The 15480-nt window shown below is 43.5% G+C and carries 11 protein-coding genes; 5 read left to right on the plus strand and 6 right to left on the minus strand.

The features are described 5' to 3' along the window. Positions 1 to 10: 10 nt before the first annotated feature. From menA to NDA06_RS20060, 3 genes are read left to right on the plus strand one after another with little or no spacing between them, the layout of a single operon-like run. Positions 11 to 937: a 2-carboxy-1,4-naphthoquinone phytyltransferase gene (gene menA / locus NDA06_RS20050; RefSeq protein ID WP_190431908.1), complete on the plus strand. Its 927-nt coding sequence runs from the start codon at positions 11 to 13 to the stop codon at positions 935 to 937. Between the two features lie 3 nt (positions 938 to 940). After that, positions 941 to 2014, plus strand: a complete 1074-nt coding sequence (locus NDA06_RS20055; RefSeq protein WP_190985076.1) for an o-succinylbenzoate synthase — start codon at positions 941 to 943, stop codon at positions 2012 to 2014. A gap of 11 nt (positions 2015 to 2025) precedes the next feature. Continuing rightward, positions 2026 to 3426, plus strand: coding sequence for a 2-succinylbenzoate--CoA ligase (locus NDA06_RS20060; RefSeq protein ID WP_190985075.1), 1401 nt, complete (start codon positions 2026 to 2028; stop codon positions 3424 to 3426). 90 nt (positions 3427 to 3516) lie between these two features. Here NDA06_RS20060 and NDA06_RS20065 read toward each other — a convergent pair whose 3' ends face one another. The 5 genes from NDA06_RS20065 to NDA06_RS20085 all read right to left on the minus strand — a co-directional run bounded on the left by NDA06_RS20065 (position 3517) and on the right by NDA06_RS20085 (position 10139). Next, complete coding sequence (locus NDA06_RS20065; RefSeq protein WP_190430955.1) at positions 3517 to 3930, minus strand: thioesterase family protein; 414 nt, start codon at positions 3928 to 3930, stop codon at positions 3517 to 3519. Positions 3931 to 4000: 70 nt separating this feature from the next. After that, positions 4001 to 6184, minus strand: coding sequence for a DEAD/DEAH box helicase (locus NDA06_RS20070; RefSeq protein WP_190985074.1), 2184 nt, complete (start codon positions 6182 to 6184; stop codon positions 4001 to 4003). After that, positions 6181 to 7503: an ATP-binding protein gene (locus tag NDA06_RS20075; RefSeq protein ID WP_190985073.1), complete on the minus strand. Its 1323-nt coding sequence runs from the start codon at positions 7501 to 7503 to the stop codon at positions 6181 to 6183. Before NDA06_RS20075 ends, NDA06_RS20070 begins: the two co-directional genes overlap by 4 nt. A gap of 149 nt (positions 7504 to 7652) precedes the next feature. Further along, complete coding sequence (locus tag NDA06_RS20080; RefSeq protein ID WP_190985072.1) at positions 7653 to 8750, minus strand: tellurite resistance TerB C-terminal domain-containing protein; 1098 nt, start codon at positions 8748 to 8750, stop codon at positions 7653 to 7655. 63 nt (positions 8751 to 8813) lie between these two features. After that, on the minus strand, positions 8814 to 10139 hold the full coding sequence (locus NDA06_RS20085) for an ATP-binding protein (protein WP_190985071.1): 1326 nt from the start codon (positions 10137 to 10139) through the stop codon (positions 8814 to 8816). A gap of 88 nt (positions 10140 to 10227) precedes the next feature. Between NDA06_RS20085 and NDA06_RS20090 the strand changes: the two genes are divergently transcribed. Both NDA06_RS20090 and NDA06_RS20095 read left to right on the plus strand, forming a co-directional pair. Continuing rightward, complete coding sequence (locus NDA06_RS20090; RefSeq protein WP_190985070.1) at positions 10228 to 10548, plus strand: TMEM14 family protein; 321 nt, start codon at positions 10228 to 10230, stop codon at positions 10546 to 10548. A 204-nt stretch (positions 10549 to 10752) separates the two neighbouring features. After that, positions 10753 to 12432 carry a DUF262 domain-containing protein gene (locus NDA06_RS20095; RefSeq protein ID WP_190985069.1) on the plus strand — a complete coding sequence of 560 codons (1680 nt, stop codon included), beginning with the start codon at positions 10753 to 10755 and terminating at the stop codon, positions 12430 to 12432. A gap of 84 nt (positions 12433 to 12516) precedes the next feature. Here NDA06_RS20095 and NDA06_RS20100 read toward each other — a convergent pair whose 3' ends face one another. Beyond that, on the minus strand, positions 12517 to 15213 hold the full coding sequence (locus NDA06_RS20100) for a PAS domain-containing protein (RefSeq protein WP_190985068.1): 2697 nt from the start codon (positions 15211 to 15213) through the stop codon (positions 12517 to 12519). Positions 15214 to 15480: the final 267 nt, after the last annotated feature.

Below are 15480 nucleotides of genomic sequence, written 5' to 3' on the forward strand. Positions count from 1 at the left end.
ATTGAGACTAATGAATACAAAATTGATTAATCATCCCACCAGTGGAGGGGCAAACATCAGCGACCCCGGTCTTTGGATGGCAGCGATTAAGCCGCCCATGTACAGCGTTGCTATTATTCCAATTTGGGTGGGAACATCTGTTGCTTTTGCTGACACTCAAGTGCTTCAGGGAGCAATATTTTCTACATTTTTAATGTCAGCAATTTTGATTATTGCATGGCTGAATCTCAGCAATGATGTGTTTGATTCGGAGACGGGTATTGATAAGAACAAAGCCCACTCCTTGGTGAATTTGACAGGTAACAAATCATTAATTTTTTGGCTAGCAAATCTGTTTTTAGGGCTGGGTGTACTGGGAATCTTAGCGATCGCATGGTGGCAACAAGACCTCACAGTCATCGGATTGGTACTCCTGAGCTGTGCGTTGGGCTACAGCTATCAGGGACCTCCCTTTCGCTTAGGCTACCAGGGTTTGGGGGAAATTATCTGCTTTATTTGCTTTGGTCCCCTAGCAGTGGCGGCGGCTTATTATAGTCAAACCGGCACATGGTCGATGACCAGCCTTGCAGTGTCTATTATTGTAGGGATTGCCACGAGTTTAATTTTGTTTTGCTCCCATTTTCACCAGGTTGCGGACGATTTGGCAGCCGGGAAGCGATCGCCCATCGTCCGCCTAGGCACTCAGAGAGGATCGCAATTATTGTCCTGGTTTAGCGGCAGTATTTATGCGCTGACTGGGTTGTTTGTCGTTTTGCAAATTTTTCCCGTTTGGACGTTGCTAACCTTTGCAAGTTTGCCCTTCGCCATCAAATTATGCCGCCACGTCCACCAGTATCACGATCAACCGGAGAAGGTCAGTAACAGCAAATTCATCGCAGTATCCCTACATTTTTGGAGTGGACTGCTGTTGGGATTGGGGTTTGTACTGCCGTTATAGCTGATGCAATATCGGTTTGAGTTTCGTCCTTACCGGCGGAGGTTTGTGCGTCCCTTGCAAACCAGTCACGGCATCTGGGACATTCGAGAAGGCATCATCCTCCGCCTCACTAATGAGAACGGGCAAGTCGGCTGGGGTGAAATTGCCCCCCTGAGCTGGTTTGGTTCCGAAACCTTAGAGCAAGCGCTGTCATTTTGTCGTCAGCAGCCGCAGGAAATTACTACTGAGACGATTTTCTCCATCCCATCTGCCCTTCCCGCCTGTCAATTTGGCTTCGAGTCCGCTTGGGAAGATATCTCTCATTTTCAGGATAAGGCAAACCTAACCCCCCAGCCCCCCTTCCCTGCTGGGGACGGGGGGGAATTGAAAGCCTCTCTCCAACCCACCTTAAAAAGGGGGGAAAGGGGGGATCGAGAGGGGTTGGGGGAGAGGTTCAGCGAAAGCCTCACAAGAGAATATGCGTACAGCGGCTTACTCCCCGCTGGCGAGGCCGCTTTAAATCAATGGCAGACACTTTGGAACCAAGGATATCGCACCTTCAAATGGAAAATCGGCGTTTACCCAATTGCAGATGAACTAAAAATTTTCCAACGACTTACCCAAACACTGCCAGAAGGGGTAAAACTGCGCCTGGATGCCAATGGGGGACTCAGTTACGAGCAAGCAAACCTGTGGCTGTGGACTTTCGACAATGTTAAGGCGGAGGAATTGCCTGTAGAAATTGAATTTCTTGAACAACCGCTTCCTGTAACTCAGTTTCAGGGGATGGCGGAATTAAGTATGTGCTACGCCACTGCGATCGCCTTAGATGAATCAGTGGCTACAATTGACCAGATGGAAGCTGCGTACCGTGACGGTTGGCGGGGAATTTTTGTGATTAAACCGTGCATCGCCGGTTCCCCATCCCGTTTGCGCCAATTTTGCCAACAACATGAAATTGATGCCGTCTTCTCCTCCGTCTTTGAAACCGCGATTGGTAGGCAGGCAGCATTAAAGCTAGCAGCAGAATTATCCCGTCACAATCGAGCCGTTGGTTTTGGTATTAACCACTGGTTTGACGAAGATGAAGAAATCTGATTTAAGAACCTATGGAATCGCCGCTAGACTATCTTAAAAAACGTGCTATTGATGATTGGCTGATTGGTTACGACAGTCGCAACTTTATTTATATTGCCGAGCAATTATTTAATCAATTAACCCCGCTTGCGAACTCGGAAAATAAACCAAAAATATTACTAGCAGAGCGAGAACCAATCCAATTTATTGCTAGCTTCATCGCTTCCTGTGCCGCTGGTTGCCCAGTTTTTCTTTGTAATCCCAACTGGGTTAAACACGAATGGCAACAAGTTTTTGATTTAGTCCAACCAGACCTAATTTGGGGAGATTGCCCTTATCCTTTAACCTCCCCATCTTGTAGAGACAAAAATCGCGTCTCTGCAACTAGCAACAACTGGATTATGATTCCCACCGGAGGTTCATCAGGGCAGATTCGATTTGCCATCCACACCTGGAAAACCTTAATGGCATCCGTACAAGGTTTTAGACAGTATTTTCAAATAAATCCAGTAAATTCTTTTTGTGTATTGCCCCTGTATCATGTCAGCGGTTTGATGCAATTTATGCGTTCCTTCACCTCTGGGGGAAGATTAGCAATTGTGCCATTTAAAGAATTAGAATCTAGTGAAAAGTGCGAGATCGATCCATCTGAATTTTTTCTATCATTAGTACCTACTCAACTACAACGTCTCCTCCACAATCCAGATTTAACCGCCTGGTTATCCCGCTTTCAGACAGTGCTTTTGGGAGGTGCCCCTGCGTGGATAAAACTTCTGGAGGAGGCGAGACGCCACAGCATCCGCTTAGCACCCACTTATGGCATGACAGAAACCGCCTCGCAAATTGCCACCCTCAAACCAGAATATTTTCTCAACGGTACTAACAATTGCGGTCAGATTCTTCCCCATGCCAAAGTGACAATTTGTAGTTCTAGCAGCGAGATATTAGAAATTAATCAAGTAGGAACTGTTACCATTAAATCTGGTTCTTTGACACTTGGTTACTATCCAGAAAAATTTCTTAATCAACAACATTTCCAAGTAGATGATTTAGGCTTTATTGACGAACAGGGTAATTTAAATATTATCGGTCGTAGCAGTAACAAAATTATCACAGGTGGCGAAAACGTCTTCCCCTCTGAAGTAGAAGCTGCAATTCAAGCTACAGGTTTAGTTGCTGATGTCTGTGTAATTGGTTTACCCGACTCTCACTGGGGGCAAATTGTAACAGCCGTTTATGTTCCCAGTAAATCAGACATTTCTACTTATACTCTACAAATAGAAATTGAAGATAAATTGAGCAAATTTAAACGCCCTAAATACTGGGTGCCAGTAGAAACATTACCAAGAAACACTCAGGGAAAAGTGAACCGCGAACAGCTACAAAGAATTGCTTATACTAGGGTATTTGAGTGGCAGTATAACGAAGTGTAACGCACTCTATAAACTCTCTCTTCGCATCCTTTGCGTCTACTCGCGCATCCCTCTCGCACATCCGCGCCGCTACGCGAACGCTAATGCGGTTTATTCCTCTTCTTCCTTCAATTGCTGAAGCCATCGAATCATCTCCGTTGGAATTTCTTTTCTACTTCTAGTAGCTGCATCGATGCAAACGTGTCGAGTAATTGCTTGTGCGACTACCCGATTCTCTGCAATAAATTGGTAATTAACTTCAAATTTTTCAGATGAAAGATGTTGAGGAATTAACTGAATAACTACTTTGTCACCACAATACATCGGACTGAAAAAATCAACGCTGGCATGAACAATAGGAATCGCAACATTCGGGTTGCTGAAAAACAACTTGAGATTGATATCCAAAGCCGCTAGGGATTCTTCATAAGCTTCGTGACACATTGCCAAGACATTAGCAAAGTAGACAACACCGGCGGCGTCGGTATCCTGAAAACGAATCGTTCGGGTATAAGTAAATGACATTTATAGATAGATGCGATCGCTTCGCCTTAAACTTTGTTTTACGCTTCTTCTAGCCTTTCTATTCTCTCATCTACCAACCACTAATAATTTTCTTCAGCTCTCCAATATCTAGACAATCGAAAGCAAAAGCTTTACGAAGCAGCTTGCTAGGAATAAACTCATCATACTTTTGCATTTTTAAAGGTTCTTCAACAGCAACTAAATCTAACGCCGTAATCCTTTTATTGCCAAACGCCAGGATTTCCGAGCCAAGCTCTTCAACCCCATCCTTTCCAAGTTTAACGGTCATAAAGTATGGAGCTTGACCCCCAATCTTCTTGATATCCAGAGACTCTCTACCAAAGAAATTTAGAAACCTTTCCAAGGTGCGGTAAGCGACAGTACCCATCCAAGGAAATATGCAGCAAGTTTTGCTTCCTAATGAAACAATATTATTTCTTTCAAATTCCCCAAATCGAGCTAATTGACGAGCTTCATTCAGGCGCTTTTTAGCATTACTTTGCAAATAGCTATACTGCATATCTTCAAAAAGAACCTTTCGCATCCGTTCAAGAACTTTTGTATGAATATTGCTACTGCCACCATGCCAAGAAATTTTAGCTTGACCTTGCGCTTGCTTGACAAAAACCGTTTTTGTTTTAACATCGCTATCCAAAACTTCCCAGGTTCTCCCTGCCAAGGCAAAGCAATTGCCAACAGGTGGAGGCATCAGGATACTGCCAATTTCCATCGATTCATCCCTAACAGCATACTCAACCGTGTCGGAAAAAACGGCGTAAAAATGAAAATTTTTTACAATTTTCTCCCCAGCTAATCCGATAATTAATTTGTCTCCCTCAGTCTGCTGAATGTGGTCAATTCCTATCAAGTTTCGGAGCAATTGCCTAAAATCATCTTTAGATATAGCTGCAAAGGGTGGTAAGGCTAAAACTTGCTGAGCTAAAGCTGCGGGAGAGAGTTCCTCCAGCGCTGCTAAAATACTCATTGTTTGGTGATATAAAAGGCTAAAAGGATATTTAACCGGCTTGATTGGCTCAATCCAGCGTTCTTCTAAATAAAGTTGGATAATCGCGATAGCTTGCAACAGTTGCCAAGGAATTTGATTAGGAAGCGATTCCTCTGTTGATAGTTCTTCCTCTGCGCAAACAAACCGCATATCTGCCGCACTTCCTCGCCTTCCCGAACGTCCCAATCTCTGCAAGAAACTGGATACAGATAAAGGCGCGTTTAATTGAATGACTCGCTCTAATTGACCGAGATCGATTCCTAATTCAAGCGTGATAGTTGCAGCAGTAACCGATGGAACTTTGGTATCGCGCATCGCATCCTCAGCCGCTTCCCTTAAGGAGGTAGAAATACTGCCATGATGGACGTGATAAATATCTGGTAATCCTTCAGCTTCGGCTATTTCACGTAGGCTGGCAATCACTGATTCTGTATCTGAGCGATTGTTAGCAAAGATCAAGCTTTTTCGAGATTTAGTGATATCAAAGATATGCCTGTAGTAAGGAGTAACAACTAAACTATCAGTCTCATCTGTTTCAACGGGAGAAACAAAAAAATGCTCTAAAGCCAGATTGATCTTTCGTTTTCCTCCCTCGATATCCGGAGTAATGACTGGCGTTTCGGTTCCCAGTCGCAGCCAGTCTTCAGCGAGTGAGTAATCGCCAAGGGTAGCCGATAAACCAATCCGACGGGTGGGATTTTTTACAAATTTTGAAAGGCGTGCCAACTGGCAGAGAATTTGGCAACCTCGTTCGGAACCCATAAAAGCATGGATTTCATCAATAATGACAAAACGTAAATCTCCAAACAAGCGAAATAGTTGAGTATTTTTATTAATTAAGAGACTTTCTAAAGATTCTGGCGTTATTTGCAAAATCCCTTTGGGATCTTTTAGTAGTTGTTTCTTCCGAGCCTGAGAAACATCACCGTGCCAGTGCCAAACTGGAATATCCGCTTCTTTTAAAAGGTCATTTAAACGCTCAAATTGGTCGTTAATTAACGCTTTTATTGGGCTAATATAAAGTGCCCCAATCGTTGTAGATGGTTTTTGATGTAATAAAGTTAGAACGGGAAGAAAAGCTGCTTCTGTTTTCCCGGATGCGGTTCCGGCGGCGATTAACAAGTGAGCATCCGTGTCAAAAATAACCTTACAGGCTTCAACTTGAACGTCTCTTAATTCAGTCCAATCTTGGGTGTAAATGTATTCTTGAATAAAAGGCGCTAATTTAGCAAAAGCCTGTTCGCTCATAGGGTAAATTCTGCAAATTCAGTATTCCCATCTACCTCTGGGTTTTTGCCGGGAGAAGTCGGTTTAAAATTGGAACCATGAATGAGTTCTCTGAAAGAGATGTTGGGGTTTTGTTGAAGGATATTCAAAATACTGATAAAATCGCGGACAACTTCACGGGGTGTCAAGAATTTGTCTGCACCTAAGCGATTGACAACTTCTTGCATAAACTCTTGCAAGTCACTCGGTTTCAGAGTTTTATTATAGTTGTAATGGGTAGCATGAATATCCACCAATCGGTGCAAAAGCTCGGATATATTTTGCTGGGTTAATATTTCTAGCTGGATGACGGGTGCTGAGGTATCCTGATGACCTCCTTTGACACGGCTGCTTAAGCGCGATCGCAATGCTTCATCACTGTACAACCCCCGGCGTTTGTCCTCCACAAATTCGGGCGTTCCTCCGATAAAAATGCCAAGATTTTCTGCTTTCCCCTGCATCGTATCGTTGAACATTGCCAATAGCTTATCGTAGTTTTTTTGACGAGAAGCGGTATGAGTAATTTTGTACAAATGAACGGCTTCATCCACCAAAATTAAAAGCCCTTTGTAGCCAATATCTGAAACAAACTTTGCAACTAGCTTGATGTAGTCATACCAAGTTTCATCATCAATGATGACACGCACTCCTAGCCCAGTTTTTGCCTCAGTCTTCGTCCCAAATTCCCCTCGAAGCCAACGTAGCGCTGCTTCCTTTTTATCATCATCCTCCGAACGATAGCCGCGCCAATAAGCGATGATGACATTCGCAAAGTCAAACCCGTGAACTAAACCTTCTATATCCTTAACGACTTCCCGAATTTTCTCTTCTACTTTATCGTCAAACCCAGTGTCGTTGGGTCGCATCCCGCTTTCTTGTGCAACTTGGTTTTGAATATTATTAATCCATCCTTCCAAAATGGGTGTGAAAGCGCCACCTTCTGGGCGAATTTTGGTGGAAAGATTCTGCATTAATTCTCGATAAGTTGCAACCCCTTTTCCGTCAGTTCCTGCGAGTCGCCGTTCGGGAGATAAATCAGCATCAGCTACTACGAAACCTCTTTCCATCGCGTGGTTGCGAATCAGTTGTAGCATAAAGCTTTTACCGGAACCATAGCGTCCTACAACGAAGCGAAACCCGGCACCGCCTTCGCTAATATTATCGAAATCCTGTAAAATAGCTTTGACTTCTTTTTCGCGTCCGACAGCAATATGTTCCAGACCGATTCTAGGAACAACACCTGCACCAAGAGAACTGATTAAAGCATTCGATATTCTTTTGGTAATTTTGATTTTCGTCATGATTTAAAATTATTTATTTGTTGCTATATAGGCGGACAAAGCTGTGATGTTTCTCATTTCGTCTCACCTACGAGGAATGAGGTGAGGTTTTTGATTCGGTTTACTTAGGTTTTTATAATAAATTTTGATAAATTGTTAGTTTTATAAAACTAAGTTTCGAGCATCTTCTTCACTTTTGTCAAGTGTTCTTCTGCGATCGCAGGCGGAATCGATGCCGAACCTGGTTCAATGATAAAATCGCCAATGGTATCTATAGCACGTTCGTTTATTGCATCTATCAATAGTTGAGGCATAGTTATATTTGTCTCAGCGATTTTCTTGAGAGTTGCACCTGGATTGTTTTGCTCTACTATGGCTTTGATTATCTGAATATCATCATTCGTAAGTTTTGTTTTTAGAGCAGTCCATTCCGCCGATAAGTTTTCTACTGATTGTTTTCTTTGTATTTCTAAAAAAGGGATTGCCTGGAATTGTCCTTTTTGAGGTTTTTGGAAGTTTAAGTTACCACTCTTTAACTGCTCGTATTCCAACTTTAAAGAGGATACTTGCCCTTGCAATTGACCTAATTCTACCTTCAAAGACACCAGAGATTGATTCAACGCTGCTCTCTGTGCTTCCAGCGTCTGAAGCTGAGCTTGTAGATTATCTACTTCTGATTGTAAAGGGCGTTTTTGTTTTTTAAGGTTAGTAATTTCTTGCTCAAGAATTGTTTTCTGATTCTGATTATCTGCAACTTGATCTTGCAGTTTTTTGAATTCCGTTTTCAGGGAATTTAAGCTAGTTTCTGTCTTCTGTTTTTCCGATGTTGCAGCCAACAAAGATTCATTGAGTTCTGCTTTTTGCCTTTCCAGAACCTCAAGTTGAGTTTGGAGAATAAACCCTTGTTCTTCTAGTTGGTATCTATAAGCTCCTAAAGTGGACACTTCCCGATTAATGACCTCTCTTCGGTTATAGCTTTCTGCTATTTGTCCGTGCAATTGGTTTAGGTTTGACTCCAAATAATAGAGATCATCTTCTAAGTTTTGTCTTTCATCGTAAATCGCTTGAATTTCATTTTGTAGAAAAAACTTCTGCTTTCTTTGTTTAATTTGTACAACAATAGCTCCTGCATAAGTAGCAGGTAGAGTAATTAAACCTGTAACCAAGGCTTTCGGGAAATCTCGGTTAGCAATAAGGCTCAGGAAAAAGCTCACACCGAAGGCAATTAAACCTAGTAAAATCCGATTGCTTACCTTAACCGATCGCATATCATTTTTTGTGAGATAAAGTCAGCATTTCCCAAGTTCTAATTCATACGAACAGAATTCTAATTATGTGTTTAATCTACGAGATTCTGAACCAGTAACAGCTAAATCTGCCCTGAGAAAGTCAATGAATTGCCGTGCTGTACGTCCAGAACGCCCGTTGTGGCGAGTTGCCCACTGTAAGGCACGATACTCTAAATCTTCCTGGCTGAGGGAAATGTCGGCTTGGGTTGCGAGATGGCGAACAATGCTTAGGTAGGTGTTCTGATCGGCGGGTTCAAAGGTTAAAGTCAGACCAAAGCGATCGCTAAACGACAGCTTTTCTTGAACCGTATCCCAGGCGTGAATTTCTTCATTGTCCTTGGGACGAGGGCGATCGCTAAAAAATTCTCGAATCAGGTGACGTCGATTGGAAGTCGCATAAACCACCACATTTTGAGGACGTGCAGTTAAATTGCCCTCAAGCACCACTTTAAGAGCTTTGAAAGCGTCGTCATCCTCCTCAAAGGAGAGATCGTCAACAAAAATGATGAACTTCTGAGGAACCCCCCGCAACTGCTCGACAATGGTTGGTAAATCTTTCAACTCAGATTTGGCAACTTCGACGAGGCGGAGGTTGCCCGTATCACGCTCATTTAACAACCCCTTCACCAAAGAAGATTTGCCACTCCCCCGACTGCCGTAGAGCAAAACGTGTAAAGCTGGATGACCGGCGAGTAAAAATTTTGTATTCTTCAGCAAAGAGTCTTTCTGAGACTCGTAGCCGACTAATTCTGGAAGCTGCACGGGATCGGCATAGGAAATGCCGATTAACTGCCCAGATTGCCAGCGTAACGCCCGATAAGAAGCAAACAGCCCCGTTCCGTATTGCTGATAATGAGCGGCTAAAGATTCCAGCACATCTACCCAATTTTCTGACATTTGGAATTTCTCCCAAATAGGCAATTCGTGAATTGCACCTACCCTATCCTGCTGCTGGTTCCAGGCGACTGGTGCCGCGAGTAACTTGGCTGCGGCTTGCACCCACCGGCTCAACTGGTCGCTACTGCAATTGTAGAGGCTCTGCAAGGCTTGTAAATCGTGCTGGGCAGCAGCTACCAGCGCCGGAGGAAGTAAAGACGATTGCTGGACTTGCTTGCTAAAAGGATTGTCCGTTCTAAGAATTTGGGTAATTAGGTAGTCTTGCCAACCTTGATTTCTGGCGGCTAAAGCTTGAAACCAAGTGCCGTAAGCTTGCAGGCAAGCCAGTCCATTGGTGTTGCTGCTGCTTAAGGCTTGTAGCAGATTCAGGAAAGCCGTGCCGACTTCCCCACGGAGGACGGATTGATAAAGTAACAGAGAAGCAGCTTGACGTTGCAGAAATTCGATTGAAGCGATCGCTTGAGTATCCATTAATCAACTGAGTGGTGTATCTCAGCTATGGTAAATTGTCTCCCGACGCTAGAAATAAGTTCTATTCAAGCAATGAGGTTTTAACTAGATGAATCCGGGTACTATCGCCGCGATCGCTTACGGAATTTTAGCCATTGTCGGCGGCATCATGGGCTACTCTCAAGCTCAAAGCAAAGCGTCGTTGATTTCTGGCAGTATCAGCGGCTTATTACTCATTCTCGGCGGCGTGATGTTATTGCAGGGACAAGCGTGGGGGCTGATTTTAGCAACTGTTGTCACCGCTGTTCTCATCATTGTCTTTGCCATCCGGTTGTTTAAAACTCGCAAATTTATGCCTGCGGGATTAATGACGCTCTTAGGTTTGGCGGCGCTGGCGGTGATGATTCAACAACTGGTTGCGATCGCGTAGCGGCGCTTCTAGCTTTCTGGATCTATCCCAAGCGATCGTGCCTGCTTTATTGGCACGATCTCCAAAATTAACACCCTTCATTCCTAAATCAGCTAAGCCATCAAAAAACTCAGAGAATCCGGCAACATTTCAATTTAGTAGCGACGGCAGGGAACACTAACCTTAGCGAAGCTTTTGCCCACATAGTCGCTTAAGGAGCTACCCATGAGTACCGTCAAAATTCAAGCTACTGAATATCCTATTCAGAAAGTATTTAGCAATGATTTTGTCTTCACCATTCCCCTGTACCAGCGTCCCTATGCCTGGACTACTGAGCAAGCTGGAGAATTGCTTCAAGACCTAATTGTATCCTTGGGTGACGGTAACGAGCCAATTGATGATATAAATCCCTACTTCCTGGGCAGCATTGTACTAATAAAGGCAGATAAACCAGACGCTCAAGTTGTTGATGGTCAACAACGTCTGTCAACGCTCACTATACTACTTTCAGCTCTGCGGACGTTAGTACAGCCCCAGTATGCCAATGCCTTAACTAAGTTGCTCTACGAAGAAGGCAACCCGATCCTTGGCACCCATAACCGTTATCATCTGACCTTGGCTAAGCGAGATGCAGATTTCTTCAAGGAATACATTCAGGATGAAGGCGGTATTAGCAAGCTGGAATCCTCTACTGCGCTTTCAGATAGTCGTAAAAATATTAAAGAAAACGCGCTGTTATTCCTGAAAAAGTTAGAGAAACTTTCCGAATCTCAGCGGGTTCGGCTCGTGCAATTCATTATTACAAGATGTTTTCTGGTAGTAGTTTCAACACCAGACTTAGAATCTGCATATCGGATATTTTCTGTGCTGAACGGTCGGGGTCTAGACCTGTCACTTCCTGATATTTTAAAAGCTGAGATTATCGGGCAAATTCCTGATGCTCAAAAGGAAGCATACACTTGCAAATGGGAAGATATCCAAGAGAAACTAGGTCGGGAGACGTTTGAAGACCTTTTTTCATACATTCGCATGATTAATCGTAAGGCAAAACTCACTGGTAGCATCCTCAAGGAATACCGCGAACATATTAAACCTTGGAATAATTCTCAGGAGTTTATCAAGACAACTTTATGTCCTTTATCTGATGCCTTCTACCAAATTAAGAAGACAAGCTATCTAAGCGATAAACACGCCGAAAAAGTAAATAAACTGTTTAAGCAGTTAAATGATATTGATAATTCTGACTGGATACCTCCAGCTATTCTCTATCTCTCTCGTAACTACAGCCATCCTGAGCGATTGGTGAAATTCTTTACTGAATTAGAACGTCTTGCGGCGGGTTTGATGATTAAACGGGCAAATATTAACGAACGGATTGAACGCTATCGTCGCTTGCTAACTGCCATTGAGCATGAGGAAGATTTATATACACCCGATTCACCACTCCAAATTACATCAGAAGAAAAGAATGATATTCTCAAAATGTTGGATGGCGACCTCTACCAGACTCAAAAAATTCGTTTATTTGTATTGCTGCGTCTAGATGCGGCTCTGTCAGAAGGTGAAGCCTCATACAACTTTCCCACCATTACTGTCGAGCATATATTACCGCAAAATCCTGCCCATGATAGTCTGTGGGTGAAGTCCTTTACAAGCTTGGAAGAACGCGAAAAATATGTGCATCGTTTAGGAAATCTGGCTTTACTCTCTTGTTATAAAAACAGTGAAGCGCAAAACTATGACTTTGATGTGAAAAAGCAAAAGTATTTCACCACTAAAAAAGGTGTTTCTCCTTTTGCGCTAACAACTCAAGTGCTAATGGAACAGGAATGGACACCCGAAGTCATTGAGGCGCGGCAGAAAAAGCTTATCGGCGTTCTCCAGAAAGTCTGGCGCTTAGAGTAGTAGGCTAACGCCAAGGCGATCGCTTCCTCATTTTCTCCAGTCCAGAGCGCGATCGCTCCTGCTTTTTCTGAAGTTTAGATGTGCCTAAACCATCTGCCGAAGTGGAATCTCAATAATAAACTCTGCTCCCCGACCTGGTGCTGAGAGACATTGCAATTTACCATTGTGCTTTTCTACAATAATCTGGTAGCTAATTGCCAAACCTAGTCCAGTGCCTTTGCCAATGGCTTTGGTAGTAAAGAAGGGATTAAATAGCTGTTGTCTCACCGCCTCTGTCATTCCAGAGCCATTATCCGCAATTTTGATAACGACGCGATCGCACTCTGGTACCTCAGTGCGAATTTTGATCCAGCTGGGATTTGCCTTCATTTCGGAAAGCGATCGCCGTTTGTTATACTCATCCAACGCATCAATGGCATTCGCGATCAGATTCATAAACACTTGATTGAGCTGTCCTGCGTAGCACTCGACTTTAGGTAAGTGCCCGTACTCCTTAATTATCTGAATGTTGGGATGATCCGGTTTTGCTTTCAGGCGGTTATGCAGAATCATCAGGGTACTATCAATTCCTTCGTGAATATCAACCGCCTTCATTTCAGCTTCGTCAATTCGCGAAAAATTCCGCAAGCTAAGAACAATTTCCCGGATGCGATCTGCTCCCACCTTCATTGATGACAACAGGTTAGGAAAATCTTCCATCATAAAATCTAGGTCAATCGCTTCTATCTCTTCCTGAATTTCTGGCGTTGAGTTCGGGTATTGCTGATGATAGAGCCGCAATAGATTTAATAAATCTTGGGTGTATTCTCTGACATGGGTGAGATTCCCAAAGATAAAGTTAACTGGGTTATTAATTTCGTGAGCAATCCCTGCAACCAATTGTCCTAAACTGGACATTTTTTCGCTTTGAATTAATTGACCTTGAGTACGTTGGAGTTCTTGGAGAGTATATTCTAGCTGCTGATTTTTTTCTTTTAACTGAACTTCTTTCTCCTGACGGGCTTCCTCAGCTTGTTTGCGAGCGGTAATATCCATCACGGTGGCACCAAGAGCCATCGGCTTGCCATCTTCTCCAGGTATGGGAAATTGAGAAGTCAACCAGTGCATCAGGACGCCTGGATTGCCAGGTAATTCACCGCACGTCTCCATGTTGAGAATCGCTTCGCCTGTCGTCAGTACTTTGCGTAATGTCGATTCGATCGCTTGTGCAGCGTCGGGCAAGACTTCAGCCAGGGATCTTCCTAAATGTTCTTCTACAGACAAGCCATTGAAGTGTGCTAGCGCTTCGTTGATTTGCAGATACCGCATCTGGTCGTCAAGAATACAGAGTCCGACCGGCGCAACGCTAATAAATGAGTTCAAAAGCTGCTCGCGCCGCGCTAATTCTTTTTCCAACGCCTTGCGATCGCTAATGTCTCGCGACATCCCAATCAAACCGATAACGTTTCCTTGGGGATCGCGATAGATATTTTTTGTTGAGAGATACGTCACCGCGATGTTATTGATATAGACAATTTCCTCCAACGTCTGAGTTGTCCCAGAAGCCATAATTCTGCGGTCAGTCTCCATAAGTTGAGGGGCGACCTCAGGTGGAAATACCTCGGAGTCATCCTTTCCAATCATCTCCTCTACAGACTTGCAAAGTAGGTTGGCACCAGTGGAGTTGATCATTAAGTAGCGACCCTGAAGATCCTTGATAAAAATGATATCAGTTGTTCCTTCAATGACTGCATTCAAGAGGTTATAGCTTACTTGGAGCGCCTCCTCTGTCTCCTGGTGTTCGGCAATTCGCTGGTGTAATTGCTCGTTCAGTTGACTCAGCTCGATCGTGCGCTCCTCAACTCTATCTTCTAGCTCTTGATTCACCTGTTTCAGTGCTGCTTCTGCTCGGTGGCGCTGGCTGTCAACCGCATTCAGGAATCTGGCATTCCACCAAATTAGAAAGGCAAAAATAACTACGTTGAATACGCCAAAAAGAGCCAGCCCAAGTTCGCTGTCATAAATCTGAGATTGGTAGCCGCATAAAATGAACCAGCCCAATACTGAGGGAATGCCAATCGCGGCTGGCGACATCCGCCGCACCATCAATCCGCCTGCTTTGTCGCTTGTAACAACTGTCATCAGTCCTCGATCCGGACAAGCAAACAGGATGCCGATGGAAAGCAGGATGAATGCGATCGCTGTGTGCAACGCCACACCTGTGTTGTAACTCTTGCCGTACAACGAGGTGATGCCGTAGATATAGCCCAAAAGACCCAGAAAACCAATCAAAAACCCGCCTAAGCTAAAGCATTGAGCCGGACGGTACGCTCTTTTAGATAACAGCAGAAGGGCAGAGCCAAGCATGAAAAAGCTCAGGGCACTATTGGGAGACATTCGCCCTGGTGCAGAGGTGCCAACAGCGCCTGCTGGGTCTTTAAACAGCAGTTCGTCAATTCCTAGATTCCATCCAAACCCATACTCAATTAGTGTCAATAAACCGATTAAAATGACGATGATCGCCAACACTTGAGAAAGGTCAAACGAAGACTTTCTCCGGTTATCTTTTGCCTTTTGTCTTCTGTGTTCCGCGTCGTGCCACAAACACAAAGACAATCCACTCAGAATAAAGGCTATGCTTGTGTTGGCTTTCATGCTTACCAGCCCTGGCAAAATGCTTTTAAGGGCTGTAATATCTAATATCCAGCCCAGTAAAACAACACATCCAATGAGGGTGAGAATAATACCGGATTTTCTGGAGTAGGATTGTGGAAATTCGATAAACTCCGTCTTTTTAATCATAAAAACCGGACTCTTCCAAATATTAATAACTGACCAATGATTAACTTTTAATAGAGAAAATCTTTTGAGCTTTGCTAGATAAATTTATACAAATTACCAAAATAATACAATTTATCCTTTGTGTTTAAATATAGGCTAAACTTAAATTTATTCCTAATAAACATAGGATACATTTACTAATTATAAAACCGTATTTACATTGACTATTTGTCTGTTTTTTACGAAAAAGTCAGTAAATTCACAGATAAATGTTCTGACCTTGTTCTG

The organism is Trichocoleus sp. ST-U1, assembly GCF_039961835.1.
Classification (GTDB): Bacteria; Cyanobacteriota; Cyanobacteriia; order Cyanobacteriales; family FACHB-T130; genus FACHB-T130.